The following is a 25,719-nucleotide window of genomic DNA, read 5'->3' on the forward strand; positions in this document are numbered from 1 at the left end:
TTGGCTCCGCGTTAAAAACATGTCCGCTACCTTCTAGGCGCTTGCAGCCTAGGAGCCAGGAGGCTTTGTGTCCGCTATCGCTCAGGCGTTTAAAGACCCGGATTTGCGCAAGAAGATTCTCATTACTCTTGCGTTGATGATTCTCTACCGCTTCGGTGCCCAAATCCCAACCCCGGGGGTCGATTACCCCGCGATTTCCCGTCAGCTCGACGAGATTTCCCAAGGCGACCAGGCGACGATGTTTTCCATCATCGGGTTGTTTTCAGGCGGTGCGCTGCTGCAACTTTCCATCTTCGCGATCGGCATCATGCCCTACATTACGGCCTCCATCATTGTCCAACTGTTGACCGTGGTGATTCCGAAGTTTGAGGAGTTGAAGAAGGAAGGCCAAGCTGGGCAGACGAAGATGACGCAGTACACGCGTTACCTGACCGTTGGCCTTGCACTCCTCCAGTCCGCCGGCATCGTCGCTTTGGCGGACCGGGAGCAACTGCTTGGCCAAGGTACGCCGGTGCTCGTCGATGACCGCAACGTGTGGACGCTGATCATGATGATCATTGTTATGACCTCCGGCGCCATTTTGGTTATGTGGCTCGGTGAGATCATTACCGAAAAGGGTGTCGGCAACGGCATGTCCCTCCTTATTTTCGCCGGTATCGCCACTCAGATCCCGACACAGGGGGCGGTGATTTTGTCGCAGTCGGGTGGGGTTACTTTCACCGTTGTTTTGCTTGCCGTCATCGTTTTGGTTGTGGGCATTATTTTCGTGGAGCAGGGACAGCGCCGCATCCCAGTGCAGTACGCCAAGCGTATGGTGGGTCGCCGCCAGTATGGTGGTTCCTCGACCTATTTGCCGCTGAAGGTTAACCAGGCTGGCGTTATTCCGGTGATTTTCGCCTCCTCACTGATGTACGTCCCGGTGCTGATTACCCAGATTGTCACGATGAACAACCCGAACCCGGCGGAGAACTGGTGGCAGATCAACGTGATGGCGTGGCTGCAAAACCCCGGTTCCTGGCAGTACATCGCGTTGTACTTCGGCATGATTGTCTTTTTCTCCTTCTTCTATGTCTCCATCCAGTACGATCCGGTGGAGCAGGCGGAGAACATGAAGAAGTACGGCGGTTTCATTCCGGGTATCCGCCCTGGCCGCCCGACGGCGCAGTACCTCGGCTTCGTAATGAACCGCCTGCTGTTTGTCGGCGCGCTCTACCTTGCGTTCATTGCGATCCTGCCTAACTTGGCTCTCGATGCCGGCATTACCGGCTCGGGGGCGGGAGGAATGTCCGCTTTCGGCGGCACCGCTATTCTAATTATGGTCTCGGTTGCTTTGACCACGGTGAAGCAAATCGAGTCTCAACTGCTCCAATCCAACTACGAAGGGCTTCTGCGATAATGCGACTCGTACTTCTCGGACCTCCTGGCGCCGGCAAAGGCACCCAGGCAGCTATCCTCTCCGAAAAACTGGGTGTACCCCATATCTCCACCGGAGATCTCTTTCGCGCCAACATCGGCGAGGGCACCCCGCTTGGTGTTGAGGCGAAGGAGTACATCGACGCTGGCAAGCTTGTGCCCACTGATGTCACGGCACGCATGGTCGAGTCGCGTCTTCTTGAGGAAGATGCCCGTGAGGGTTTTCTCCTCGACGGCTTCCCGCGCACCGTGGAGCAGGCTGATATTCTCACTGATTTGTTGAGTCAGAAGGGCGTGGCGCTCGACGGTGTGCTCAACTTCTCTGTGGATGAGGATGTTGTTGTCGAGCGTATGCTGGCCCGGGGGCGCGCCGACGACAATGAGGAGACGATCCGCACTCGCCTCGGTGTTTACCGCGATGAAACTTCGCCGCTGATCGAGCACTACGGCGATGCCATCATCAACATTGACGCCGAAGGCGATGTTGACGAGATCAACGAACGTGCCATGAAAGCGATCAACAAGTAAGGGTTTTCTTCGCCCCAGCCAGCCGGCGCCTCCAGTTCGGGGTGTCGGCTGGTTGCATTATTTCCGATTATTCATTGACCGAAGGAGCATCACAGTGGCTTTTCGACGCCGCAAGATCGCAGCCAAGACCCCTGCCGAGCTCGACGCCATGGAGGCGGCGGGGCGTATCGTCGGCGAAGCTCTTGTGGCTGTTCGGGAGGCGGCCGTTGTCGGGGCGAGCACTCTCGACTTAGACCGCGTCGCTGAAGAAGTCATTCGCAGCCACGGCGCGACTCCGACGTTTCTCGGGTATCAAGGTTTCCCGGCATCGATTTGTGCATCGGTCAATGATGTGGTGGTCCACGGCATCCCTTCGGCGGAGACGGTGCTCAAAGAGGGAGATTTGGTCTCCGTTGACTGCGGCGCGACCTTAGACGGTTGGGTGGGGGATTCGGCGTGGTCTTTTGGGGTGGGAGAGCTGGCTGGCGACGTCGATAAGCTCAATCGCGCAACCGAGTGGGTGTTAATGGAGGGCCTCAAAGCGATGGTGCCGGGCAACAAGCTAACCGATGTCTCTCATGCACTGGAGCTAGCTACCTTGGCTGCGGAGGAAAAATTCGGCGTCACATTGGGCATAGTTGAGGGATACGGTGGGCATGGCATTGGGCGCACGATGCACGAAGAACCTTTCCTTGCCAACGAGGGAAAGCCGCGGCGCGGTCCACTGATCCAGGAAGGCTCCGTGCTTGCGATTGAGCCCATGCTCATCCTCGGTGGGGAGACGGACACCACGGTGCTTGATGACGACTGGACGGTCGTGTCCATTGATTCTGCGCCCGCCGCGCATTTCGAACACACCGTTGCGGCCACTGTTGACGGCCCGCGGATTCTCACACCTCGCCCGTAGGGCGTGGCCGGCAAGGGCTGTTCAGCATTTTCTTCGGCCCCGGTTATACTTCTCCCATGTCTTCTTTACCGCGACAGGAGAAGTATTCTGCGATGAAGCGCCGTATCCGTTGCCTCGCCGCCATCGTAGGGCTTAGTGCCTCACTTGTTGCCGCGCCGGTCGCGGGAGCGCAAGCAGCGAACCCCTTCGAGCAGTTCAATGGCTCGTTTTCCAGCTTAGGTCCGAGCAATGACCGCGGTGCCCGTGATGCCGCATGGAAAACCCGCGGACAGCTTCGCCACCAAGCTGAGGCCCTGCGGGCGGTCAACCCGCGCCTTGCTGACCAGGCCAAGGCCGCCATTGATCAGTCCGTGGAGGCTTTCTTCCCCGGCTTGATCGCGGAGCGCACCCCCAGGCCAGCACCAGCACCAGCACCAGCACCAGCACCAGCGCCAGCGCCAGCCCCGCAGCCGGCGAAGCCGCAAGCACCAGCTTTCGACTACGGCCCGTGCCCAAAGGATGCCAAAGCCTGCATCGACATTGACGGGCGCCGTTCCTGGCTGCAAAGAAACGGCCAGATGTATTACCAGGCCGCGACGATTGGCCCTGGTGCGCCGGGGTGGGAGACACCACGGGGGACTTTCTACGTCAACCGTAAGGTCAAAGACGAGATCTCGTATGAGTTCAACAATGCCCCGATGCCGTACGCGACTTACTTCACCTACAACGGTATTGCCTTCCACGAAGGGGATCCGAGGTTGCTCTCCCACGGGTGCATCCGCATGTACCGCGGTGATGCGCAGCGTTATTTCAACGATTTGCAGATAGGCGACAAAGTTTTCGTCTACTAGGGCGCGCGTTTGCTCCGGCTCCTTTTTAAGAGAGGAGTTTGTCTTTTCCCAGCCTTAGCGATAGACTGCCAAGTTGGTGTTTCACCAGGCAGCTCATGCTGCCTTGATCCGCCAGGTAGCAGGACGTTTTTTCGACTGGCACCGCGTCACCGTGAGTGCCGTAGGAAGTGGAGTGTATGGCAAAAGAAGGCGCAATCGAGGTTGAGGGTCGCATCGTCGAGCCCTTGAAGAACGCAATGTTTCGTGTCGAACTCGACAACGGGCACGAAGTGCTTGCCCACATCAGTGGGAAGATGCGCCAGCACTACATCCGCATCCTTCCGGAAGACCGGGTCGTCGTGGAGCTTTCTCCCTACGATCTGGAGCGCGGTCGAATCACGTACCGCTACAAGTAAGGAAACTTTTTCAGCCTCCCTTCCCAAGGCGTGCCGAGTTTTCGGGACGCCCACGACCTTTGGCCACGGTGGCCAAAGCCGCGCGTAATCACGGCCCATCATCCGGTTAGGTCCGGGTAAAGCGTCGCGTGGCGTGGACGGGTGGGGAGAAAACCACCGTAACAACCTGAAAGGCACGTACCACATGGCACGTCTAGCTGGTGTTGATCTCCCGCGCAACAAGCGCATGGAGATCGCTCTCACCTACATTTACGGAATCGGTGCTACCCGTTCCAAGGAACTGCTCGAAAAGACCGGCATTTCTCCGGACCTGCGCACAGACAACCTGAGCGACGAACAGCTCGCCGCTTTGCGTGACGCGATCGAGTCCTCCTACACCGTCGAGGGCGATCTGCGCCGCGAGGTGCAGGCGGATATCCGTCGCAAGATCGAAATCGGCTCCTACCAGGGTCTGCGTCACCGTCGTGGCCTGCCTGTCCGTGGACAGCGCACCAAGACCAACGCGCGTACCCGCAAGGGCCCGAAGAAGACCATCGCAGGAAAGAAGAAGTAACACATGCCTCCTAAGACTCGTTCCGGCGCGCGCCGTGGTGGCCGTCGCGTCGTTAAGAAGAATGTGGCCGCTGGCCACGCATACATCAAGTCCACGTTCAACAACACCATCGTGTCCATCACGGACCCGAACGGTGCTGTGATCTCCTGGGCGTCCTCCGGCCACGTCGGCTTTAAGGGCTCCCGCAAGTCGACTCCGTTCGCCGCGCAGATGGCTGCCGAAAACGCTGCCCGCAAGGCAATGGATCACGGCATGAAGAAGGTTGACGTTTTCGTCAAGGGACCGGGCTCCGGCCGCGAGACCGCCATCCGTTCTCTTCAGGCCGCTGGCCTGGAGGTGTCCTCGATCTCCGACGTGACGCCGCAGCCGTTTAACGGATGCCGTCCGCCGAAGCGTCGTCGCGTTTAAGGCAGAGAAGGAAAAGAGGTAAAACACCATGGCTCGTTATACCGGCCCTGCTACCCGTAAGTCCCGTCGCCTCCGCGTCGATCTCGTCGGCGGCGACAAATACTTCGAGCGTCGTCCCTACCCTCCGGGGCAGGCTGGCCGCGCCCGCATCAAGGAATCCGAGTACCTGCTCCAGCTTCAGGAGAAGCAGAAAGCACGCTTTACCTACGGCGTTATGGAAAAGCAGTTCCGCCGCTACTACGAGGAGGCCAACCGCCTTCCCGGTAAGACCGGCGACAACCTGCTGATCCTGCTGGAGTCGCGTCTGGATAACGTCGTGTACCGCGCTGGTTTGGCACGCACCCGCCGCCAGGCTCGCCAGCTCGTGTCTCACGGCCACTTCACTGTCAACGGCAAGAAGACCAATGTTCCTTCTTACCGCGTGACCCAGTACGACATCATTGATGTCCGCGATAAGTCCCGCAACATGCTCTGGTTTGAGGAAGCGCAGGATTCCCTGAGTGATTCCATCGTCCCGGCGTGGCTGCAGGTCGTTCCGGAGACCCTGCGCATTCTCGTGCACCAACTGCCCGAGCGCGCTCAGATCGACATTCCGCTGCAGGAGCAGCTCATCGTCGAGCTCTACTCGAAGTAAGCCTTTACTTCACCCCGCGCTTGCTTGCCGACGCACGCGGCGCGCAAATCTTCCACATATCCGTTCCTACCGGCATCAAATAGTGGTTGCCGACAAAGGAGAAGTTCATGCTCATCTCGCAGCGCCCCCAACTGACTGAGGAGTTCATCGACACCAACCGTTCCAAGTTCGTCATCGAACCTTTGGAGCCCGGTTTCGGCTACACTCTCGGAAACTCCCTGCGCCGCACGCTGCTGTCGTCCATTCCGGGCGCAGCCGTGACCTCCATCAAGATCGACGGTGTGCTCCATGAGTTCACCACGATCAACGGCATCAAGGAAAACGTCTCCGAGATTATCCTCAATGTCAAAGACATTGTGCTGTCCTCCGACTCGGATGAGCCGGTGGTTATGTACCTGTCCAAGGAAGGCCCGGGAGACGTCACCGCCGGCGATATTGAACCGCCGGCTGGCGTGGAGATTCACAACCCGGATCTGCACATTGCTTCCCTCAACGAGCAAGCGCGCCTCGAGATGGAACTTGTTGTCGAGCGCGGCCGTGGCTATGTCCCGGCCATGCCCAACGCTGGCGGAGAGGTCGGCCGCATCCCAGTCGACCAGATCTACTCCCCGGTCACCCGTGTCGCCTACAAAGTTGAGGCGACCCGTGTTGAGCAGCGCACTGACTTTGACAAGCTGATCATCGACGTGGAGACCAAAAACTCCATGACCGCCCGCGACGCCTTGGCGTCTGCTGGCTCCACCTTGGTTGAGCTGTTTGGTCTTGCTCGCGAGCTAAACACCGCAGCCGAGGGCATCGAGATCGGCCCCTCCCCGCAGGAAACTGAGTACATCGCTGCTTACAACCTGCCCATCGAGGACTTGAACTTCTCTGTGCGTTCCTACAATTGCCTGAAGCGCCAGGAGATTCACACGGTTGGTGAGCTCGCTGAGTACACCGAAAGTGACCTGCTGGACATCCGTAACTTCGGCCAGAAGTCCATTAACGAGGTCAAGATCAAGCTGGCTTCGTTGGATTTGACGTTGAAGGACGCACCGGAAGATTTCGACCCGACCCAGATCGAAGGCTACGACGCCGAGACTGGGGACTATGTCGACACCAGCGCGGAAGAATCCGAGTAACACACCCGAGCACGCGCTCAATCAACCGCAACGAGGAGTACGAAAATGCCTACCCCTAAGAAGGGTGCCCGCCTCGGAGGGTCCGCCAATCACCAGAAACACATTGTTTCTAACCTGGCGCAGTCCCTTTTCGAGCACGGCGCAATTAAGACCACCGCTGCCAAAGCGAAGGTTCTGCGTCCTTACGCAGAGAAGCTGATCACTAAGGCGAAGAAGGGCACGCTGGCTGACCGCCGTGCTGTCGCCGCCGAGCTGCCGAACAAGGACATCGTCGCGTACCTGTTCAACGAGCTCGCACCGAAGTTTGCCAACCGTGAGGGCGGCTACACCCGCACGATCAAGTTGGAAAACCGCGCCGGCGATAACGCCCCGATGGTGCACATCTCCCTGGTGCTTGAGGAGACTGTTTCCGCCGAGGCTACCCGCACCGCCCGCGCTGCAGCGTCCAAGCAGGCTGAGGCTGACAAAGCCGCAGCTGCTGAGCCTGAGGCTGAGAAGAAGGCAGAAGCGACCGAGGAGGAGTAGTTCCTTTTGGGTTGTGTCTCAAGCCCCGTTTCCTGAAGCGCACGTCGTGTAAGGAAGCGGGGCTTTACCCGTTGGTTGCTAAGGTAGGCGGGTGACTTTAGCTCAGCCCGTCAAGGATTCGCTTCGCCTGCGCCTCGATATTGCGTACGATGGCACGGATTTTCACGGTTGGGCGCGGCAGAAACCGGCTGCTGACGGCACTGCCACCCGCACCGTCCAGGAGACGTTGGAAGACGCTTTAAGCACAATCCTGCGCGTTCCTGCCCGGTTGACGGTGGCGGGGCGCACTGACGCCGGGGTCCACGCCAGCGGACAGGTCGCGCACCTGGATGTTCCGCGGGCTTCGTTGGTGCAACGATCCATCGACGGGGATCCAGGCAAACTGGTGCCCCGGCTGGCCAAGTTTCTTCCCGAGGACGTGCGGGTGACAAAGGTCGCCATGGCGCATCCGCTTTTCGACGCCCGTTTCGCCGCCATCGACCGCACCTACGTTTACCGGGTGAGCACCCACCCTTCCGGCGTTTTGCCGACGCGGGTGCGCGATACCGCCTGGTGGCCGCGCCCCATCGACATCGAACGCATGCAGGCCGTGGCGGACCTGGTGGTGGGGCTCAATGACTTTGCGGCGTTTTGCAAGGCACGGCCGCACGCCACCACGGTGCGGGAGGTCAAGGAGATGAGGTGGGTTGAGGCGTCGACAAGCGAGGAACCTTGCCTTTATGAAGCGCACATCCGCGCCGATGCTTTCTGCTGGAACATGGTGCGTGCGCTGGTTGCGTCTTGCCTACACGTCGGGGCGGGTCGCCGTGACCCAGCCTGGGTTGAAGGGTTGCTTGAAAAACGCGAACGCAGTCCCCAGGTGCAGCTCGCCCCAGCGAAGGGGCTGACCTTAAGTGCGGTGACCTACCCGGCCGACGAGGATGTGGCGGCGCGGCTGGCTGTGACCCGGGACAAGCGTGACCTCCTCGAGCGCGCCGACTAGGACGAGCAGGGTCAAGGCAATAGAATTGCGGGGATATAAAGTGACGACAACCTCAGGTGGACAAGGAAAGGAAGCGCGACCATGGCCCTAGCGTCGGTGGTGCTCATCGCGCTGCTAGTCCTTATCCTTCCCGGATTCCTGATCAGCTTCGTGGCAGGCGCTAAAGCCCCGGCGGCGCTGGCGGTCGCTCCGGCGGTCACTTTCGGCGTCGTGGGTGTCAGTGCCTGGATGTGGGGAGCGACAAGCGCACCGTTTAACTGGCTGACCTTTTTCATCAGCATGCTGCTGGCGTTGGCTGCGGCTGCAGCGTGGCGGTGGATGTTCGCCAGACGCGCCAGACGGCGGGCCAATGTGGGTTGGCGCCGTGCGCTGTGGCCCGGTGTGTGGCGTGAACGCAGCCTGCTCGACCCGTTCTGGGTTCTGCCCGCCGCAGGTGTAGTCGCCGGTTCCTGGATGATCATTTCTGATCGGCTGAGCTGGCTAGTTCGCTTGCCGCACGGTGTGGGCAACATCGTGCAGGGCTGGGACTCCCAGTGGCACGCGAACGTGGTGCGTTACATCATGGAAGAAGGTGTAGCCTCCCCGACACGGATGGGTGAGCTGCAAAATCTGGAGTCCCACGCGCAGCTGCTCTACCCCACCGGGTTCCATGCCCTCGTCGCGCTGTTTGGGCAGGCGGCAGGACTCGACCCGATCCCGGCGGTCAACATCGCTTCCACCGTCTTTCCCGGCTTTGTGTTGCCCTTGTCGATGGCGTGCCTGGTGTTGACCATCTTGCGTTCACGCGGGTTGACCGCCCAGATTGCGGCGGGGCTGGCGGCTGCAGCGATTTATGTAGCTCCGCCTATTTTGTGGATCGGGGACTACGTCGGCATGTGGCCCTATTTAGTGGCCGTGGGCCTGGTTGGCTCCGTGATATGGGTGTTCTGCGAGGTTCCAGGGTGGCATGCCCTCGCGTTTCCGGCTGCGCTTGCCTTCGTCGGCGCGCTCAACGTCCACCCCTCAGTGGTGACCTACATCGCTGTGCCCGTGGCGCTGTTTTGGCTCACCAGCCTGCTGCTCAAACCGGCGCGTTCCCGGATCGGGGATTTAGCGTGGTTGGCCGGGCCGGCGGTGGCCGGCGTGGTGCTATTTTTGCCGCAGGTGTTGGCGGGGTCTGCCCAGGCCGAAGAAGTTTCGGGGTGGGCCACCCCGGAAGACAAAGGCTACAGCAACACATGGGCTGCGGTGTGGAGTATGGACACTCGCCACGTCGACCAGTTCTTCTCTGAGTTCGTGGGCCACTCCGTGGTCACCTTGTGGGTGCTCGGTGGCCTCGGGGCGGCGGTGGCGCTTGTGTGGCGTGGGCAGATCTGGCCCATCCTTTTCACCCTGATCTCGGCCGCTGCCGCAGTCAACGCCCTTGAACCTATCGACGGCTGGTGGGGCGATACATTGGCGATAATCGGCAACTTGCACTACAACACCGCACATCGTCTCGTCATGCCGGTGGCGATGATGCTGGTGGCGGGAGCGGCAGTAGGTGTGGCCGCGATCGTTCGCCTGCTGTGTTTGGCGCCGCTGGGGGCACGCTGGGCCAAACCGGCCTGGCTGCGTGCTACCGCGGTGGCCTCTATCGTTGTGGCTGTGGCGGCTGGGTCGTTGACGATGGCGTGGGCGCACGACAGGACCTCGACAGGCGCGAAATCTTCGTTTGCTCTGCCGCGCACCGGCGGGCGCATGGTCAACGATAACGACCTGCTCGCCTTCGACTGGTTGGCCACACAGCCCGCCGCCTGGGAGGGCTACACGATGGGCGAGCCGGCTGACGGTTACTCCTGGCTCTACGCCTACAACGGCGTGCCCACCATCGGCAGGCACTACCAGTGGCCCCTGGGCGGCCGCGGTTCCAGCACAGACATCCTCTTTTGGCGCACCAGCTTGCTGGGCGAAGGCGTGCGCGGCGAGTCCGCCGCCGCAAAGAGGACGAAAAACATCGTGGACAAAGCCGCCGAGGACTTGAACGTGTCTTTCATCTTGTCGAGCCCCGAGCCTTTTTGGTACCAGCAATACCCGGCTTACGAGCAGACCAAGGCACTGTGGGCCTCCGAGGGAGCAACGCCGGTTTACCGCAAAGGCACCACGGTGATCTTCGCGCTCAACGACAGGTTCAGCCGCGCAGAGATCGAACAGATGCGAAAAGACGCCCTCGCCAACGGCTCCGATGAGCTCGCCCAGCTCGAGTCGGCCTCCGCCTGGTAGCGCACCTGCCAGACGTGGGCTAGATTCAAACCCACACGCGCGGGGAGAACTAGCTTTTTAACACGCCCCGCGCCGAGGGGAAGCTTTCGGGGGAAAGACATGGACGGAAAAACCGGGCGCGCTTTGCGGCGTCATGAGCGTGAGCACCGCTTGCTGCCGACGACACGCCCGCAAGTTTCAGGCCACCGTTTCATGCAGCGCCGTGTGGAACACGGGCTGATCTTCGGTGATATTCGGATGATCCACGACCCGCTGGCGATGCGCCGCCGCGCCATGGCCTTCGGCCTTGCCGCCGCGGTCATCGTAGGTGCCGTGATGGGGCTTTTGGCCTGGCTGCGGCCCAACGCGGATCCCGGTGATGCGCCGATTCTGCGCGCCAGCCACGGGGAGCTGTTTGTACGTGTCGACGGGGCGGTTCATCCCGTCACGAACCTAACCTCGGCGCGCTTGATCACCGGCGCGGCGGACAACCCGGTGCGGGTGGGCGATGCCCACCTAGTCGATCTGCCGCGTGGGGTGCCGGTGGGGTTGCCTGCGGCACCCTCCCACTTCGCGCCGAAAGGTGGCACTGCGGCGGCCTGGTCGGTGTGCCATGCGGGGGAGACAGTAACTGTTGCCGCTGGGCCGCACACCAATCCGCTGCCGCCGGAACACGCCGTAGTGGCTGCCTCAGCCCAGGGCGAGTGGTTAGTTACCGCCCAGGGGCGCGCCTTGTTGCCTGGGGCGGATGATCCTGCGGGGCGCGTGATACGCCGTGCGCTGGGTATCACCCCGCAGACTCCGCGCTGGCATCCGCCAGCGCAAGTATTAAGCGCTTTGCGCGAAAACCCGCCGTTGCGCCTTCCTGACCCGCTGCCGGAGCTAATCCAGTCCGAAGATGAGTGGTGGATGCTCACGCCGGATCGCGCGGTACAACAAGTCACGCAGGTGCAGGCCGCAATCATGCGCAACGCCGGTGCGCAGCTAACCACGACACCGCGTGCAGAGCTAGCCAACTATCCCGACGCCGTCACTGCGGTGAAGCTGCACCTGCCTGAGGTCGCGCCGCAAAATTGGGAGGCCGCGAAGGTGTGCGTCGGCGCTGACCGTGGTGCGGTTGACGTGGAACAAGGTGAGGCGACAGTGCGACTATCAGCGGGGGCGACGGCGACGCACTTTACGGGCCTTGATGACGGAGCCGTCGCCGTCGACACCGGCCACGGCTACCATGTGGTCTCCACGCACGGATTGCGTCACGAGGTAGAAGATAAAAACAACCTAGCGGTGATCGGTGCGGAGCGGATTGAGCAAGCTCCCTGGGAGATTGTGTCGCTGTTGCCTGAGGGTGACGCGCTGCGCCGCCAGGAAGCGCTGGCCGCGCTTTATTGATCCCGTGGGCGGGTGCACCTCTTGCTCATTACGCCTACGGCCCACGCGCAAACCGCGGCGGCCGCTAGCAGCGGCAGCACAGCGCGGAGGCGCTCGCCAGCGCCGGAGGTCTCCTGGGCACTGGGTTGAAGCACTACCCGGGACGTGCGGGTGGCGTCCTCGCTGGGCAGGTGTGTCACCACTGCCAGCGGGTCGACCGCGCCATGCGCCGGTTGCGCCGCCTGGCGGATGATCCAACGCACCTTGTCGGGCGTTAGATGTGGGTGGCGCTGAAGAAGCAGGGCGGCTGTGCCGCTGACCACGGGAGCCGCGAAGCTCGTCCCCGTGAAGGGGTGCACCGTGTCACGCTCGGGTGCGCTGCCGCGGGCGAAACCGCCGTTCCAGGAAAGTCCCACTTCGTGGGTGCCCGCGGCGGAGACTGTCTGCAACCCTTCCGGGAAATCCACGGAATAATCGGCCAGCGTGTGCGCGTCGGCGCGCGCGCCGACGGAAAGCACAGTAGGCAAGTGTGAGGGAAAGACGAAAGAGCCCTGCGGGCACGAGGTGGTGACGTTGCCGGCGGCGGAGACGACAACCGCCCCGTCGTGTTCGGCGCGTGCCAGGGCGTGGTGAAGTGTGCTCGCATCGATCAGGTCGGCGTCGCGCGGGTCGACGCAGGAAACGACGGAAATGTTGATGACACGCGCGTGGTCGTCGAGGGCGGCGTGGATGGCGTCGGCAAGCGAACGCAAGCTTCCCGACGTCTCCACCTCCTCGTCGGAGCGCCGGTTGCGGTAGTGCGCGGAAGTCTGCCGCACCGCCAAAATCTCCGCGTCGGGAGCAATGCCGGTGCTGTTGGCGGCGATAATCCCAGCGACGACAGTGCCGTGACCATCGCAGTCGAAAAGCGGATCGGGCTGCTCCGGGGAGACAAAATCGGCGGTGGCGATGAGCTGGTCGAGCTCAGGGTGGGGGCTTACCCCGGTGTCGATAACGGCGACGCGCACACCTGCCCCAGTAGCGAAGTCACGAAGTGTGTCGGGCCAGGGGGACACTTCGGGGGCCGACGCAGGGGCCGGGGCCATGCAGGCGATGTCCTGGGCATGAGCCAACGGCACAACCAGTGGAAGAAGGGCTGCGGCGGCAATGAGAGCTACGCGGTGCATCACAAACCCCGGATGGCGTCGAAAACCCCCGCGAGGTGAAGCGCGATTGGCAAGGCGAGGATAAGGCAAGCAGATTCTATTCGCTCCAGCCAGACAGTAGTGGTGGGTTCAATCTCCGGCACGCGACTTACCCAAACAACCGCAGTGGCGCTCAACAGCGCCACCACCGCGGCGGTGGCAAGCATCGGCACCGGGTGAAAGTCAGCACGACTCGCCGCAACTGCGCACGACACCACAGCGCTCAACGTGATTGCGCTCACAGCCAGCCGGGGTGCCGGATAATGGTGGCGGCCCGCGTGCAAAGCGAAAGCGCCCACAACACCCACGCACAGGGCTTGCGCCCACCCGGTGCCGGGCCAGGCAAGCGCCACTAACGCCGGGCAAGCAACCAACGCGCAACCGAAGTGGATGCCCGCGGTGATCTCTCGTGCGCGCCGAGCACGCTTGTCCACATCAGACTGGTAAGTATCGGCTGAGGCGAACTCCTCACCCGCCGTGGGAATGTGAGGGATGCGCAACCCGGCTGCGCGAGTGGCGACACGCGGCGCAACCGTCAGCACGATAAGCACGGCTAACACTGCCACCGCCGCTGGAGCATAAGCACTCGGCAGCCAAGCCCCGACCGCTGCCACGCAGACCAGCACGGCGGTGCTCAGACAGGCCGCCGCCACCGCAGCGCCGATGCTTGTCAGCGCCGCCCCCACCCCAGTGGCAAGCAGCAACACCCCGGCCCCGGCCGCGGCCCCCAACGCCGGGTCCTGGGAAGAAACCCAAGTCGACGGCGGGCCCGCCACCCACACCGCACACCCCGCGGCGGCGGAGACGGAGCCGCAGGTGTGTAAAACGCAGCCACGGGAGGGCAGACTCAAAAGCACCGCAAGTAAGCCAGCGGCCGCCAAAGCCCCGGCCACCCCCAGCCACGGCGAAACAAGTATGCCGAAAGCGACAGCTCCCGTACAGGAGGCGGCAACATCCAAGCCGCGCACCTGATTGGCGTTTTCAGCATCGGCCGCCAGGGCCTCCGCCGCGTCACGCACCACTGGAGGACGCGGGTTTTCCTGAGGGCGCAGGGCGATGACGGAGCCGTCGTAAAGCTTGAGCTGATACAGCGGCGTATTCATGTCAAGCGGCGCGCCCGCAGCCGTCGTCGCCTGCCACGGCCGCCGCACCGCGGGCAGATCAACCAAGCGCGAAAGCTCAGGCAAAATCTCCGCGAGTGAAGAAGACGTAGGCAACGTGAGATCGATGTCGCGGTGGAACGTGACAACATCGATACGGATGGTGACGTGAACAATGTGGTGTGCTGTGGCAGCAACCATGGACAACCCCCGAATCAAACAGTGAAGCGGCGACGTCCCCCGTGCCGCGCTGGCTACATTATTGCCGAGGGTGCCGCGCACGTCCACATCAACCGCACACAGGCAGGGCAAGCAAATGCTCCACTCGACGCGCGGGAAGGACCAGGCTTGCCTAAGCTGGCTACACAGTCCGCAGCATCTCTGCCGGCTCGGGGCGAACCGGCGGCTGCGACCACGGGGAATGTCGAGGGGGAACTTGCTGTGCTCGGAACAGACCACAACGCCGTGTTGGCGCCACTGCCGGAACCATCCGCAGACCCGGCACCACCGCTTCCAACAGGAAGCATTGAGGCAGAGGCCGTGCCGGAGGCACACAAGCCGCCCCCACAGCCGCTGATAAAGGTGCTCCTGCCGGTGGTCATGCTCAGTACAGTCGGAGTGGTCGTGGCAATCATGATCCTCTCGGGGCGCCGCATGAGCCCGATGATGCTTTTGTTTCCGCTCATGATGGTCTTCAGCGTGGCCATGATGTTCAACCCAGGCGAGAAAACCAGCGACATCGACGAGACTCGCCGGGTTTTTCTGCGCCACCTCGACGCGCTGATGACCAAAGCGCGGCGCAACGGCGACAAGCAAAGGGAGCACGCTGTCCACTTCCACCCCGACCCGAAGCAACTGGTGGCGGCAATGCCAACCACGCGGGTGTGGGAGCGCTCCGCCGACTCTTCTCGCGCCGGGGAGGTACGCCTCGGCGTGGGAGCAGGGGCATTATGCACGCCTGTCGAAGTCCCCGACCCCGGCTCCCCGGAAGACCTCGACCCAGTGTGCGCGGTGAGTTTGCGCCGGGCCGTAGCGGCAGTGAGCACCGTTGCGGGAATGCCGATCATTGTCCAACTTGCGGCGTTTCCTTCTGTGGTGCTGGCGGGGCCTTCGGCACTGGTTGTGGCGCGGTGCATAGTAGTGCAGTTGGCGTTTTTCCACGGGCCGGAAACAATCGGCTTGATCAACCGCCACCCCGACCCCAGCCTCGCCTTCACCAAGTGGTTGCCGCACACCCGGAACCCGGAGGCAGCGTCTTTAACGGTGGCGCTGTGCGGGGCGGCTGGGGCGCACGCGGCGCTGGCGGAGACAGACATTGACTGTGTCATCGTCATCGACGAGGACACAGACTACTTCGTCGATGAGGGCGCGTTTCACCTGATCTGTGACCATGAGATCCACGCGCGCACAGAGGCGGGCGAGGAACTGCTCGGCGTGCCCGACCTGATTCCGGAAGCAGAAGCGGGACTCATCGCGCGGCGACTGGCGTTTTACCGCAGGCCCGCCGACGCCTCCGGCAGCGGTGGAGAGGGGTTGCTTGCCATGTTGGGCATTGACGATATCGACCAATTAGACAGCCACACAATGTGGACTGGCCGGGCTGGTACGCGCCAGCGGCTAGCCGTGCCGGTGGGGGTTACCCCAGCGAAAAGCCCGGTCTACCTCGACTTGAAGGAGGCGGCGCACGGCGGCATGGGCCCGCACGGATTATGCATCGGCGCCACAGGCAGCGGAAAAAGTGAATTCCTCAGAACCCTTGTGGTGGCGCTGGCCGCCACGCACTCCCCCGAGGAGCTGAACCTGGTGCTTGTGGATTTCAAGGGCGGTGCGACCTTCCTCGGCTGCGAAGGCCTGCCCCATACCTCGGCGGTGATCACCAACCTGGAGGAAGAAGCGGTGCTCGTTGAGCGCATGTACGATGCCATCTCTGGTGAGCTCAACCGCCGTCAGGAACTACTGCGCACGGCAGGCAACTTCGCCAACGTCACCGACTACGCTTCGGCCCGCGCCGCCAACCCGCACGAGCTGGCCCCGTTGCCTTCGCTGTTGATCGTGGTCGACGAGTTTTCCGAGCTGCTCAGCCACCACCCGCACTTCGCGGACCTGTTCGTTGCGGTGGGCAGGCTTGGCCGCTCACTTGGGGTGCACCTTCTTTTGGCCTCCCAGCGGCTAGAGGAAGGTCGGCTGCGCGGCCTGGATTCACACCTGTCGTACCGCATTGGCCTGCGCACCTTCTCCGCGGCGGAGTCGCGGCAGGTGCTCGGCGTACCGGACGCCCATGAGCTGCCCAATGAGCCTGGCTCCGGCTACCTCAAGGCGGGTCCTGGGGAGATGATCCGGTTCCGGGCCGCCTATGTGTCGGGGCCGTTAGTCAGAGTCGTCGATAAGCGAAGGACAAGCAAGGCGCGGGCGGTGCGGCTTTTCACCGGCTGGGCCGATGAGGCGGCGCTGGCGGCGGTAGACCACGTCGTTGAGGAAACGGTCGACGAGTCGACGACCGTTCTCAACGTCATCGTCGAAGCCGCCCGCGACACCGCCCTGACGCGGGGACAAAAGGCCCACACCGTGTGGTTGCCGCCCTTGCCGGAGCAGATCGAGCTGGCCACCGTGTGCGAAAACATGGGTGCAATGCGCGCCGTGGTGGGTGTGACCGACGAGCCCTACTTCCAGCGCCAAGACAACCTAGTGCTCGACCTCACGCGCGCCGGCGGGCACGTGGCGATCGTGGGTGGCCCGCAATCCGGCAAAACCATGGCGCTTCGCACCCTCGTCGCATCCTTAGCGGCGACGCATAAGCCCAGGCAGGTCGCCTTCTACATCATCGACTGCGGCGCCGGCAGCCTGGTCGAGCTGGAGATGCTGCCGCATGTGGCGGGCGTGGGGGTCAAAGACAACGAAGAACGCATCCGCCGCATAATCGACGAAGTTGCCGGCCACGTCGCAGACCCCACCCGCCGCGCTTCGGAGCACATTGTTGTGGTGATTGATGGGTGGCAGACGCTAGCTGACCCGGATTCACCCTTCGCAGACCTGCGGGAGAAGGTGGTGAGGATTGCGTCGGAGGGGCCGTCGGCAAGCGTCCACCTCGTGCTCACATCGCAGCGGTGGAGCGCGATACGTGCCAACGTCCGCGACCTGATAGGCAACCGTGTGGAGCTGAAACTGACCGAGCCGCACGATTCGTTGATCGACCGTAAAGCTCAAGCCTCGGTGCCCGATGCCCCAGGCCGCGGGCTCAGTCCCGAGGGCACACCGATGCTTCTCGCGGCGACGTACACGCAGGACCTGGCGCACATTGCGGCGAGCACGCAAGAGCCTGCCGTGCCGCAGCTCAAGGTGCTGCCGCGCCATATCGACGCCGGGCCGCTTCTTGCCGCCCACCCAGGCCAGGTCATCCTCGGCGAGGGCGGGGCGGAGCTTAGTGTGCAACTGCTGGAATCGGGGCACCTTCTGGCCATCGGCACCGGCGGTTGCGGCAAATCCACCCTCATCGCCACAGTCCTAGCCTCCGTGGAGCGATTGCCGCGTGAGGATGCACGGCTGGTCATCGTCGATCCGCGCCGGGCGCACCTCGGCCGCGTGAGCGAGGACATGGTGGCGGCCTATGCAGGATCGGCCACGGCAGCCCAAGAAGCTTTGGCCGCCGCCGCAACCACACTCAATCAGCGCCTTCCCGGCCCGGACGTCACCGCGGGTGAGCTGGCAAAGCGTTCGTGGTGGACAGGCCCGGAAATCTGGGTGGTCATCGACGATCTTGACCTTATCGACGACTCTGCGCTGCGCGCCTTAGTGCCGCTTCTGCCGCACGCGCGTGATGTCGGTTTGCACATCGTGGCCGCACGCAAATTCGGCGGCGTCGCCCGCGCCATGTTCAGCGGGTTCCTCTCCACGTTCAAAGACCTCACCCCGGAGGTCGTGCTTTTCGACGCCACCCGCGACGAAGGCCCCATCTTCGGCGTTAAACCCTCCCCGCAGGATCCCGGGCGTGCCACCTTGATCCGCCACAACGGTGTCGTTGGTCCGCTGCAGGTCGCCGCCACCTACGAGGAAGGAGCCGGGCTGTGAGCACTCCCGCCTTGTCGTCGGAGCCCGTTTTGATAATTTCCGTCAACGATTCCGGGGTGGTTTTTTCCGGAGCTTCGAACGTCTACCGCTACGACCAACCCAGCATGGCCGAGGTGGCAAGCCACGTTCGCAGTGTCATTGGGGATAACCCGGCTGGCGTGGTGGTGCACGTGGTGGCACCCGACAACAAAATCAACGAGTTGGAGCGGGCTCTGTCGGGGTACGACGTCACCTTGACCACCGAACATCCCGGCGAGGCGGAGGCGCAACCGAGTGAGCCGACCGAATTGCTGCGCATCGCCCGGCCCCCAGCCGACAAACACCAGCACGCGAGCCGGTCGCCCAGCAAAGACTTGTGGATTATAGCGGGCGCGGTTGTTGCTGTTGCGGGGATGGTCACCGCGGCCGTGTGGCTGACATTGGGGGTAGGCGCACAAGACAACGAGGTGGCTGTTGCTCAGGACACGTCCGCGCCCAGCAGTGGTGTTCCCAGCAGTGTTGTTCCCAGCCCTACGACCTCACTGGTGAGCCCGCCCGGGGTGGTGGTGGAGCGCGGCGGGCTGCGCGTGGAGTTGCCCACCGGGTACACGGTTGAACCTGACAACGACATGTGGCGCGCAACAGGCGAGGATCCGAACCTCCGAATCCAAATCGCGGTGGAAAACCTTCATCCTTTGACCCCGCAACAGATGGTGGATCAGGTTGTGGCCGACATCGACGCTGATCCGGAGGTCGAACTGCTCAGCCAGGAGGCCGAGGTGATTTACTATGAGCAAACCGCGCTGGATGGATCGCGGTCTCATTGGAAGACGTGGGCCGATGGGGGTCGGCAACTATTTGTTGGCTGCCACTTTCGCTGGGAGCCGACCACCGCGCAACGGGCTACCTGCCGCGTGGTGATGGACAGCGCCAGTTTCGACGCCGAAGGCCTGCAGGACGAAAGCTTCTAAAGATTTTTCCCGCCGAGGGAACCAAAGGGCACAAAAAGCAGTCCAATACGAATGTGAGGCGTTCGCACCGGATGACAACCCGGCGCGCACCTCCAAGACTTCCCGGCCACGGGGAGGATGGATCCGCAAAAAACAACCAAAGGGGGACTCCCGCAATGGGACAGTTCAAGACAGAAGCCGATGTGATGCGCTCGGCCGCCGAGCGTGTCGACGAGACCAACAGTAACGTCCAGATCGAAGCTGATCGCGTCCAGCAGGTCGCCGAGTCGACCCGCGCTTTTTGGAGTGGTCAGGCGCAGCGCAGCTTCGATGAGTTGATGGTGCGCTACGACGACGCGCAGCGCCGCCTGGCGGAAGCTTTGGGGGCTATCGCTTCCAACATCCGTGACAACGCCCGCCACTTCGAGGACACCGATGCCGCCAACACCTCCGACATCACATCGGTCGGTGCCGGACTGCCCTTGTAGAACCTAGCCCAGCGAAGCACACAGCGAAAGGACACAACATGGAAATCAAGTACGGCTTTGGGCAGCTCTCCGGTGCTGCCCAAGACATGGAAAGCGCTGCGGCTAACATCGCAGGTCAACTCAATGACCTCAAAGCGATGCTGCAGCCGATGGTGGCCACCTGGGAGGGTGACGCCGCCGAAGCATACAACGTCCACCAGCGCAAGTGGGATCAGGCTGCAGAGGACCTCAACACCATCCTGCGTACTATCGCCACCACGGTAGAAGAAGGAAACAGCCGTATGCAGGCCGTCAACTCGGCCGCCGCTGCAAGCTGGGGGTAGAAGCCTAACCCGGCGCGCGGGGGCCGCATTAACAGGGGGAGCGGACAAGGCGCTCGCGTGACGGGTGTGTGTCGGCGGGTGCTAAGGGGCACGCAGTTGGGGGACCGTGCAACTTACAGCATCCGCCACAATATGGGGATCAATTTGATCGAAGCGTCCCGCCAGGCTCCACAACGAGGGAGCTGGCGGGCTGCTTTCGCATTTTTTGGAGATAGTTCGCACGTGCCGTAGGCTTATGGGCCTGTGTGTTTTGGCGCTTTCGGGCGCACACTTTTCGTCGGGTCCCCACCGGCCGCCGACGAAATACGGGAAACGCGCGTTTTTGGCCGGCAGCTTTCTAGACAGACTTGAAGGAGTCATTTATGTCTACTTACCACCCGAAAAGCGGTGACATTACCCGCAAGTGGTACGTCATCGACGCCACCGACGTGGTGCTGGGCAAGCTTGCTTCCACCGTGGCTGATTTGCTGCGCGGCAAGCACAAGCCGCAGTTTGCGCCGAACGTCGACACTGGTGACCATGTCATAGTCATCAACGCTGACAAGGTCCACATCTCGTCCAACAAGCGTGATCGTGAGATGCGCTACCGCCACTCCGGTTACCCGGGTGGTCTGAAGTCCATGACCCTGGGTCGCGCCCTAGATGAGCGGCCGGATCGCGTCATCGAGGAAGCAGTGCGCGGCATGATGCCGCACAACCGCCTTTCCCGCCAGTCCATCAAGAAGCTTCACGTCTTCGTCGGCTCCGAGCACCCCTACGCGGGTCAGAAGCCGGAAACCTTCGAGTTTAAGCAGGTGGCACAGTAATGACTGAACCGAACAACTTCGCAGAAGAAAACCTCGCCGCAGTGACTGACATCGACGCAGCCACCGCCGCCACCGAGGAGTTCAACTACACCATCGGTGACGCCGTTGCTCCCGAGGTCGAGGCTGAATCGGACGCGGCTGTCGAGCCGGTTTCGCTGCACGAAGGCCCGATCCAAACCGTTGGTCGCCGTAAGCGCGCTATTGCCCGCGTCACCATGACCGAGGGCGATGGCACCATCACCATCAACGGCCGCGAGTTTGAGGAGTACTTCCCGAACAAGCTGCACCAGCAGGACATCTTGACCCCGTTGACGCTGCTTGAGCGTGAAGGCCAGTTCAACATCAAGGCCACCATCCACGGTGGCGGCCCGACGGGTCAGTCCGGTGCCCTGCGCCTGGCCATTGCCCGTGCGCTGAACCTCTACAACCCGGCTGAGCGCCCGACGTTGAAGAAGGCTGGCCTGCTTACCCGTGACGCTCGTGCTGTCGAGCGCAAGAAGGCCGGTCTGCACAAGGCCCGCCGCGCTCCGCAGTACTCTAAGCGCTAAACCGCTGTGTGCTTTGGGCACACAAGCCGCTTCGTTGGGTGCCAACGAGGCGGCTTTCGCCGTTTTCTGGGGGTGAGCGGGGCTAGGGCATAATTGGGCACATGACTCGATTGTTTGGAACAGACGGTGTTCGCGGCCTCGCCAACGAGGTACTCACCGCCCCGCTCGCTTTGAAACTGGGTGCGGCCGCCGCGGTGGTGCTCACCGAGAAGACGGGGACGGGCAGACGGCGTCCGACGGCGCTGATCGGCCGGGATCCGCGTGTCTCCGGTGAGATGTTGGCTGCGGCAATGGCGGCTGGGATGGCGTCGAAAGGCGTTGATGTGTTGCGAGTCGGCGTCATTCCCACCCCGGGGCTGGCCTTTTTGACGGATGACTACGGCGCCGACATCGGCGTGATGATCTCCGCATCGCACAACCCGATGCCAGACAACGGCATCAAGTTCTTTTCTGCTGGCGGCAAGAAACTTCCCGACGATGTTGAGGACCGCATCGAGCAAGCCATGCTCGACCTTGACGAGGCTGGTCCGACTGGCGCAGCCATCGGGCGCGTCATTGAGGAGGCCCCGGATGCCCAGGAGCGCTACCTTACCCATCTGCGGGAGGCTGTGAGCACGGATCTGAGCGGCATCAAGGTTGTTGTTGACTGCGCCAACGGCGCCGCTTTCGAGGTGGCGCCGAAGGCTTATAGTGCTGCTGGTGCTGAGGTGGTGGCGATCTATAACGAGCCGAACGCTTTCAACATTAATGACGGTTCCGGCTCGACACATATGGACAAGATTCAGGCTGCCGTTATCGAGCACGGCGCCGATCTCGGTCTGGCCCACGACGGTGACGCGGATCGCTGCCTCGCTGTGGATGCTGAGGGCAACATCGTCGACGGCGATCAGATCATGGCGATTTTGGCCACCGCGATGAAAGAAAAGACCAGCCTGCACGCCAACACGCTTGTCGCCACCGTGATGAGCAACTTGGGTTTGAAGCTGGCCATGCAGCGCGAGGGCATCGAGATGAAAGAAACTCAGGTGGGCGACCGTTACGTGCTTGAGGAGATCGGCCGCGGCGACTATTCCTTGGGCGGCGAGCAGTCGGGCCATATTGTTGTGCCGGCCCACGCCACGACCGGCGACGGCACTTTGACGGGTTTGATGCTGATGGCCCGCATGGCGGAGACTGGCAAGTCCTTAGGTGAGCTTGCGCAGGTCATGCAGGTGCTGCCTCAGGTGCTCATTAACGTTCCGGTGTCGAATAAGGCGCTGATCCTCTCAGATGAGTCCGTGTGTGGTGCGAAGGAGGCGGCGGAAGCCGAACTTGGTGGCACGGGTCGGGTCCTTCTGCGCCCCTCCGGCACGGAGGAGTTGTTCCGTGTGATGGTGGAAGCGTCCGACGAGGAGGTTGCCCGTAAGGTGGCTGGTCGCCTCGCGGCTGTCGTCGCTGCGGTGTAGATTGGCGCCAGATACACCTAGCGATCGGCGGATGCGCAAAAAACTTTTCCCGGGGGGAGGGAACCGCGCGCCTTCGGCGGCAGTCTAATTAAGGTGTAATGACTAATTTGGGGGAGGGCGCGTTGCGCCTTCCGGGGCAGTTTTTGGGGGGATTCAAGTGGGCGTTTCACTGAACGTGGACCCGTCTGCGATGCGTCGGCATTTGCGGGCCGCGATCGAACAACACGAGAAACTCATCGGGCAATTTGAGGCCAACCAGCCCGATGTTCCGGTGCATGCGGTGGGGGAGGGTTTTACCGCCCACACTGCCGAGCTTGCCGCAGCGATGGGTGGGGTGCACCAGAAAACTGTTCATTTTTTGCGCAACAGGGTTGAGGCGTGGCAGCAGATACTTTCGCTTGTCGACGCTATCGACAACCACGACTCTGTCAACGCCGCCGAGTTGGGTGGGCGGGGGACACGATGAACGGGGTTGTGGAGAAGCTTTCCCGCTTAGCCACGGAGGCCAATGCTCTGCCCCAGGCCAGTGCTGCCCAGGTGGCGCATATTAACGAGTTGACGGCGCAGATCGCGCAGGAGTACACAAAAACTGCCGGGATGGACCTGGATTATTTGCGTGCTGGGGCTGACGCTTTGGTGTTGGGCAGAGGTCGGAGTTCACCTTTGATCGAATTCGGCAAATCCGTGTTCGAGGAGGTCTTGGTGGACTTCATTGCGTTCGGCTTTTCCAGCCTTGCGCCGCGGATCCGGGGATGGCTCGATGATATCGGTATCGGCCCAGATGAAAGGGCACGGCAGGAGGAACAGTCGCGGCAGGGAGAGGAAACCGACGAGTTGTGCCGGGCAGTGGAGGAGTGCTGCGCAGCCATCGAGGAGATCACCAGTGTTTCTGATTCCTCCACTAACATTCTCCTCGACCTGATTATGATGCCTTTGATGATTGCCCGCATCCACCCGGGCGTAAGGATCGCGGGCCTTGTCCTTGATTTGGCCGCTGAGGGGCTGGCCCAGGTCAAATCGACAACTAAGGACCGCAACAGCGCGATTGAAGCCTGTTTGGCGGCGTGTACTGAGCGCTGCAATACCGTTCAGGAAAAACAACCTGCGCCGGTGGCGCAGTTCGAGTGCCCGCCCGTTGCCTCGGAGCAAGGGGGCAGTGGGGAAGAACACCACCAACGCGTTGATTCTGTGGTGCCGCCAGCGACACAGCCCGCGGCGGTGGAGCCATCTGAAGCACCGGAGGTTCCAGGGCAGGGGAGTTTCGCTGCGTCTTCTGCGCCGCCTGCGCCTCCGCTTGAGGTGCCGCTTCCGAGCGGCAACCCAGTTGCAGACGGAGGTGCTGTCTCGTCGGCTACCTCACCTATGGCGCCGTGCAACCTGCAGGCGTCGCAGGTTCTTCTCCCCGAGCCACTCTCGCCTGAGGGCACTGCTTGGGCCATTGCGGTTGCAGGAACCATTAGTGCGATCGGTGCGGCCGCCGTCATGGGTGGAATTGATGTGTTGCTTCAATGTGTGGAGGCCGCCGAAACTGCATGTTCCGCACCTCAGCCGCAGCCGGAGCGCACTGAAGCCGAACCTGTGGACCTTCCGGGGCCTCCGCTGGCCGAGGGCACGTTGCCGCCGCCGCCGCAGCTAGCGGAGGTGGCGCAACCGCAGGCAGCCACTGAGAAGGCAGCCATGCACGCTGCGACGGATACCCTGCAGATCCAGCCCAGACTTGACCCAGAGATCGTAGAGAACCCAAAAGGCCCGGAGCGAGCAGTGCAGCCGGAGGACCCGGGTCTTAGCGCCCGCATTAAAAAGACAGGTGAATGGTGATGGATTTTCTTGAGTTCGCGGAGCAATACAAAAGGCGCACCGCCAAACGCATGCTGGACTTCGAGGCGGCGATTAAAGAATCGCACCGCAAAATGGAAATCATGGGGCGCCAACAGCAGCTTGCGCGAGAGCTGAACTTGCGCCCGCCCATGCCCGTGCCCAAAGGCGCTTACCGCCCACCACGCGGTGGGCGGGTACAAGGGGTGCTGCGCCGCGACAACCCAGGTGGGGCCGCTAGCGGATAGTCAGGCCCGAACTTTGCGCGGTCAACCCGGCGCGCTTCGCCAGCTCGTCGTTGCGCAGGGAGGACACTGCTTTGCCTTTCGCGTTCGGCTGAGAGAAGTCGTCGTACTTCTTGTTGCCGTCGAGCTGGTGAAGAAAATAACCGGTGAGAAGGGCGCGCACAGTTGTCTGCACCGACCGCTTCGGGGCGCCTAGGCCCAAAAGCCGTTTGCCAAGGCCGTCCTCTGCGAAACTTTGCTGGTTGCCTTTCTTCACCACACGGTAGACCACTTCACCGGCCCAGTTGTAGGCCAAGGCCGACGGGTTGCCTGGGTCGAAAAGCGCATCAGCGTCCTTGTCCGGGCCGATGACCATACCGGAAACATATAGGTTGCGGGCCGCTTCGATGGCTGAGGGGGCGGTCGCCGCCGGGAAGACCGCGGCCACAGCGTTGAGCTTTTCGTTGTTTACGGCGGCAAGTACCGCGGCGCCGCCGCCCATCCCGTGACCGGCCAAGCCTAGCTTTCCGGGGGAGACGGTCACATTGCCGTTGCCGAGGCGGACACCGGCGAGGATTTGTAAGGTGGTTTCCAGGTCGGAGGCGAAACCCGCGTGGTCTGGGTTGAACCCAGTTTCCGTGTCGGGAGCTGCCACGACAATGCCCCAACTGGCGAGGTGGCGCAGCGTGGCGGTGTAGTTGTCGGCGGTGCGCATCCAGTCGTGGCCGAAAGCGACGGCAGGCAAATTTGAGCCCTCGGCGGGAGTGTAGACCTTGCCAGGCAACCCGGTGTAGCCGAGGTCGCCCTCAAGGACGCGGTGCGGACCGCGTTGGGACAGGGCGGAGAGTTTCTTCAAATTCGCTGACACGCACTCAAGGATACGTGATGACCACCTCTGGGGGATGAGGGATAGGGGGTGGCGTCGACAA

26 protein-coding genes are annotated in these 25,719 nt (G+C 62.4%); 23 read left to right on the forward strand and 3 right to left on the reverse strand.

The window, feature by feature from the left end:
* Window positions 1-67: 67 nt before the first annotated feature.
* The 13 genes from secY to eccB all read left to right on the forward strand — a co-directional run bounded on the left by secY (window position 68) and on the right by eccB (window position 11,884).
* Window positions 68-1,396 (forward strand): preprotein translocase subunit SecY, encoded by a 1,329-nt coding sequence (gene secY / locus VLL26_RS10580; protein WP_342319031.1) that lies wholly within the window; start codon window positions 68-70, stop codon window positions 1,394-1,396.
* Window positions 1,396-1,941: an adenylate kinase gene (locus VLL26_RS10585; RefSeq protein WP_342319032.1), complete on the forward strand. Its 546-nt coding sequence runs from the start codon at window positions 1,396-1,398 to the stop codon at window positions 1,939-1,941. The genes secY and VLL26_RS10585 overlap by 1 nt, the downstream gene beginning before the upstream one ends.
* Before the next feature lie 94 nt (window positions 1,942-2,035).
* Entirely contained in the window at window positions 2,036-2,827 is a 792-nt protein-coding gene (gene map, locus VLL26_RS10590) for a type I methionyl aminopeptidase (protein WP_342319033.1), read from the forward strand.
* Window positions 2,828-2,883: 56 nt separating this feature from the next.
* On the forward strand, window positions 2,884-3,657 hold the full coding sequence (locus VLL26_RS10595) for a L,D-transpeptidase (protein WP_342319034.1): 774 nt from the start codon (window positions 2,884-2,886) through the stop codon (window positions 3,655-3,657).
* 176 nt (window positions 3,658-3,833) lie between these two features.
* Window positions 3,834-4,052, forward strand: coding sequence for a translation initiation factor IF-1 (gene infA, locus VLL26_RS10600; RefSeq protein WP_070422742.1), 219 nt, complete (start codon window positions 3,834-3,836; stop codon window positions 4,050-4,052).
* A 184-nt stretch (window positions 4,053-4,236) separates the two neighbouring features.
* Complete coding sequence (gene rpsM, locus VLL26_RS10605; RefSeq protein ID WP_019193980.1) at window positions 4,237-4,605, forward strand: 30S ribosomal protein S13; 369 nt, start codon at window positions 4,237-4,239, stop codon at window positions 4,603-4,605.
* Between the two features lie 3 nt (window positions 4,606-4,608).
* On the forward strand, window positions 4,609-5,013 hold the full coding sequence (gene rpsK / locus VLL26_RS10610; protein ID WP_019193981.1) for a 30S ribosomal protein S11: 405 nt from the start codon (window positions 4,609-4,611) through the stop codon (window positions 5,011-5,013).
* Between the two features lie 28 nt (window positions 5,014-5,041).
* Entirely contained in the window at window positions 5,042-5,647 is a 606-nt protein-coding gene (gene rpsD, locus VLL26_RS10615; RefSeq protein ID WP_342319035.1) for a 30S ribosomal protein S4, read from the forward strand.
* Window positions 5,648-5,754: 107 nt separating this feature from the next.
* Complete coding sequence (locus VLL26_RS10620) at window positions 5,755-6,768, forward strand: DNA-directed RNA polymerase subunit alpha (protein WP_342319036.1); 1,014 nt, start codon at window positions 5,755-5,757, stop codon at window positions 6,766-6,768.
* A 45-nt stretch (window positions 6,769-6,813) separates the two neighbouring features.
* Window positions 6,814-7,293, forward strand: coding sequence for a 50S ribosomal protein L17 (gene rplQ / locus VLL26_RS10625; RefSeq protein ID WP_342319037.1), 480 nt, complete (start codon window positions 6,814-6,816; stop codon window positions 7,291-7,293).
* Window positions 7,294-7,384: 91 nt separating this feature from the next.
* Entirely contained in the window at window positions 7,385-8,275 is an 891-nt protein-coding gene (gene truA, locus VLL26_RS10630; protein WP_342319038.1) for a tRNA pseudouridine(38-40) synthase TruA, read from the forward strand.
* A gap of 81 nt (window positions 8,276-8,356) precedes the next feature.
* Window positions 8,357-10,516 carry a DUF6541 family protein gene (locus VLL26_RS10635; protein ID WP_342319039.1) on the forward strand — a complete coding sequence of 720 codons (2,160 nt, stop codon included), beginning with the start codon at window positions 8,357-8,359 and terminating at the stop codon, window positions 10,514-10,516.
* A gap of 99 nt (window positions 10,517-10,615) precedes the next feature.
* The gene (gene eccB / locus VLL26_RS10640; RefSeq protein WP_342319040.1) at window positions 10,616-11,884 is read left to right on the forward strand and encodes a type VII secretion protein EccB; all 1,269 of its coding nucleotides are present in this window, start codon (window positions 10,616-10,618) and stop codon (window positions 11,882-11,884) included.
* Here the strand turns inward: eccB and VLL26_RS10645 are convergent.
* A complete protein-coding gene (locus tag VLL26_RS10645; protein WP_342319041.1) occupies window positions 11,878-13,029 on the reverse strand; it encodes a S8 family serine peptidase in 1,152 nt (383 codons plus the stop codon). The two genes, eccB and VLL26_RS10645, sit on opposite strands and share 7 nt — an antisense overlap.
* The gene (eccD, locus tag VLL26_RS10650; protein WP_342319042.1) at window positions 13,029-14,348 is read right to left on the reverse strand and encodes a type VII secretion integral membrane protein EccD; all 1,320 of its coding nucleotides are present in this window, start codon (window positions 14,346-14,348) and stop codon (window positions 13,029-13,031) included. Before eccD ends, VLL26_RS10645 begins: the two co-directional genes overlap by 1 nt.
* A 240-nt stretch (window positions 14,349-14,588) precedes the next feature.
* Between eccD and eccCa the strand changes: the two genes are divergently transcribed.
* From eccCa to VLL26_RS10700, 10 genes are all read left to right on the forward strand, one after another.
* Complete coding sequence (gene eccCa / locus VLL26_RS10655; protein WP_425292322.1) at window positions 14,589-18,212, forward strand: type VII secretion protein EccCa; 3,624 nt, start codon at window positions 14,589-14,591, stop codon at window positions 18,210-18,212.
* Window positions 18,209-19,162, forward strand: coding sequence for a type VII secretion-associated protein (locus VLL26_RS10660; protein ID WP_342319044.1), 954 nt, complete (start codon window positions 18,209-18,211; stop codon window positions 19,160-19,162). The genes eccCa and VLL26_RS10660 overlap by 4 nt, the downstream gene beginning before the upstream one ends.
* 155 nt (window positions 19,163-19,317) lie before the next feature.
* Complete coding sequence (locus VLL26_RS10665) at window positions 19,318-19,629, forward strand: WXG100 family type VII secretion target (RefSeq protein WP_342319045.1); 312 nt, start codon at window positions 19,318-19,320, stop codon at window positions 19,627-19,629.
* Window positions 19,630-19,667: 38 nt separating this feature from the next.
* Window positions 19,668-19,952: a WXG100 family type VII secretion target gene (locus VLL26_RS10670; RefSeq protein WP_342319046.1), complete on the forward strand. Its 285-nt coding sequence runs from the start codon at window positions 19,668-19,670 to the stop codon at window positions 19,950-19,952.
* 362 nt (window positions 19,953-20,314) lie between these two features.
* Window positions 20,315-20,758, forward strand: a complete 444-nt coding sequence (gene rplM / locus VLL26_RS10675; protein WP_342319047.1) for a 50S ribosomal protein L13 — start codon at window positions 20,315-20,317, stop codon at window positions 20,756-20,758.
* Window positions 20,758-21,306: a 30S ribosomal protein S9 gene (gene rpsI, locus VLL26_RS10680; protein ID WP_342319048.1), complete on the forward strand. Its 549-nt coding sequence runs from the start codon at window positions 20,758-20,760 to the stop codon at window positions 21,304-21,306. The genes rplM and rpsI overlap by 1 nt, the downstream gene beginning before the upstream one ends.
* Before the next feature lie 101 nt (window positions 21,307-21,407).
* Entirely contained in the window at window positions 21,408-22,751 is a 1,344-nt protein-coding gene (gene glmM / locus VLL26_RS10685) for a phosphoglucosamine mutase (RefSeq protein ID WP_342319049.1), read from the forward strand.
* 157 nt (window positions 22,752-22,908) lie between these two features.
* Entirely contained in the window at window positions 22,909-23,217 is a 309-nt protein-coding gene (locus tag VLL26_RS10690) for a hypothetical protein (RefSeq protein WP_342319050.1), read from the forward strand.
* Window positions 23,218-23,225: 8 nt separating this feature from the next.
* Entirely contained in the window at window positions 23,226-24,569 is a 1,344-nt protein-coding gene (locus VLL26_RS10695) for a hypothetical protein (protein ID WP_342319051.1), read from the forward strand.
* Window positions 24,569-24,814, forward strand: coding sequence for a hypothetical protein (locus tag VLL26_RS10700; RefSeq protein ID WP_342319052.1), 246 nt, complete (start codon window positions 24,569-24,571; stop codon window positions 24,812-24,814). Before VLL26_RS10695 ends, VLL26_RS10700 begins: the two co-directional genes overlap by 1 nt.
* On the opposite strand, the gene VLL26_RS10705 is transcribed toward VLL26_RS10700, so the two are convergent.
* A complete protein-coding gene (locus VLL26_RS10705) occupies window positions 24,804-25,658 on the reverse strand; it encodes a chlorophyllase/cutinase-like alpha/beta fold protein (protein ID WP_342319053.1) in 855 nt (284 codons plus the stop codon). The genes VLL26_RS10700 and VLL26_RS10705 overlap by 11 nt on opposite strands.
* Window positions 25,659-25,719: the final 61 nt, after the last annotated feature.

Origin of the sequence: Corynebacterium sp. BD556 (genome assembly GCF_038452275.1) — a bacterium.
Lineage (GTDB): Bacteria > Actinomycetota > Actinomycetes > Mycobacteriales > Mycobacteriaceae > Corynebacterium > Corynebacterium mayonis.

What these genes read in the sequence shown, in the direction of transcription:
- eccD (WP_342319042.1), bottom strand. Translation starts at nt 14,348, where the DNA reads ATGGTTGCTGCCACAGCACACCACATTGTTCACGTCACCATCCGTATC.
- VLL26_RS10645 (WP_342319041.1), bottom strand. Translation starts at nt 13,029, where the DNA reads ATGCACCGCGTAGCTCTCATTGCCGCCGCAGCCCTTCTTCCACTGGTT.
- VLL26_RS10665 (WP_342319045.1), top strand. Translation starts at nt 19,318, where the DNA reads ATGGGACAGTTCAAGACAGAAGCCGATGTGATGCGCTCGGCCGCCGAG.
- VLL26_RS10700 (WP_342319052.1), top strand. Translation starts at nt 24,569, where the DNA reads ATGGATTTTCTTGAGTTCGCGGAGCAATACAAAAGGCGCACCGCCAAA.
- rpsD (WP_342319035.1), top strand. Translation starts at nt 5,042, where the DNA reads ATGGCTCGTTATACCGGCCCTGCTACCCGTAAGTCCCGTCGCCTCCGC.
- rplM (WP_342319047.1), top strand. Translation starts at nt 20,315, where the DNA reads ATGTCTACTTACCACCCGAAAAGCGGTGACATTACCCGCAAGTGGTAC.
- rplQ (WP_342319037.1), top strand. Translation starts at nt 6,814, where the DNA reads ATGCCTACCCCTAAGAAGGGTGCCCGCCTCGGAGGGTCCGCCAATCAC.
- rpsM (WP_019193980.1), top strand. Translation starts at nt 4,237, where the DNA reads ATGGCACGTCTAGCTGGTGTTGATCTCCCGCGCAACAAGCGCATGGAG.
- VLL26_RS10595 (WP_342319034.1), top strand. Translation starts at nt 2,884, where the DNA reads ATGTCTTCTTTACCGCGACAGGAGAAGTATTCTGCGATGAAGCGCCGT.
- eccB (WP_342319040.1), top strand. Translation starts at nt 10,616, where the DNA reads ATGGACGGAAAAACCGGGCGCGCTTTGCGGCGTCATGAGCGTGAGCAC.
- infA (WP_070422742.1), top strand. Translation starts at nt 3,834, where the DNA reads ATGGCAAAAGAAGGCGCAATCGAGGTTGAGGGTCGCATCGTCGAGCCC.
- rpsK (WP_019193981.1), top strand. Translation starts at nt 4,609, where the DNA reads ATGCCTCCTAAGACTCGTTCCGGCGCGCGCCGTGGTGGCCGTCGCGTC.
- rpsI (WP_342319048.1), top strand. Translation starts at nt 20,758, where the DNA reads ATGACTGAACCGAACAACTTCGCAGAAGAAAACCTCGCCGCAGTGACT.
- VLL26_RS10635 (WP_342319039.1), top strand. Translation starts at nt 8,357, where the DNA reads ATGGCCCTAGCGTCGGTGGTGCTCATCGCGCTGCTAGTCCTTATCCTT.
- glmM (WP_342319049.1), top strand. Translation starts at nt 21,408, where the DNA reads ATGACTCGATTGTTTGGAACAGACGGTGTTCGCGGCCTCGCCAACGAG.
- VLL26_RS10585 (WP_342319032.1), top strand. Translation starts at nt 1,396, where the DNA reads ATGCGACTCGTACTTCTCGGACCTCCTGGCGCCGGCAAAGGCACCCAG.
- VLL26_RS10620 (WP_342319036.1), top strand. Translation starts at nt 5,755, where the DNA reads ATGCTCATCTCGCAGCGCCCCCAACTGACTGAGGAGTTCATCGACACC.
- VLL26_RS10670 (WP_342319046.1), top strand. Translation starts at nt 19,668, where the DNA reads ATGGAAATCAAGTACGGCTTTGGGCAGCTCTCCGGTGCTGCCCAAGAC.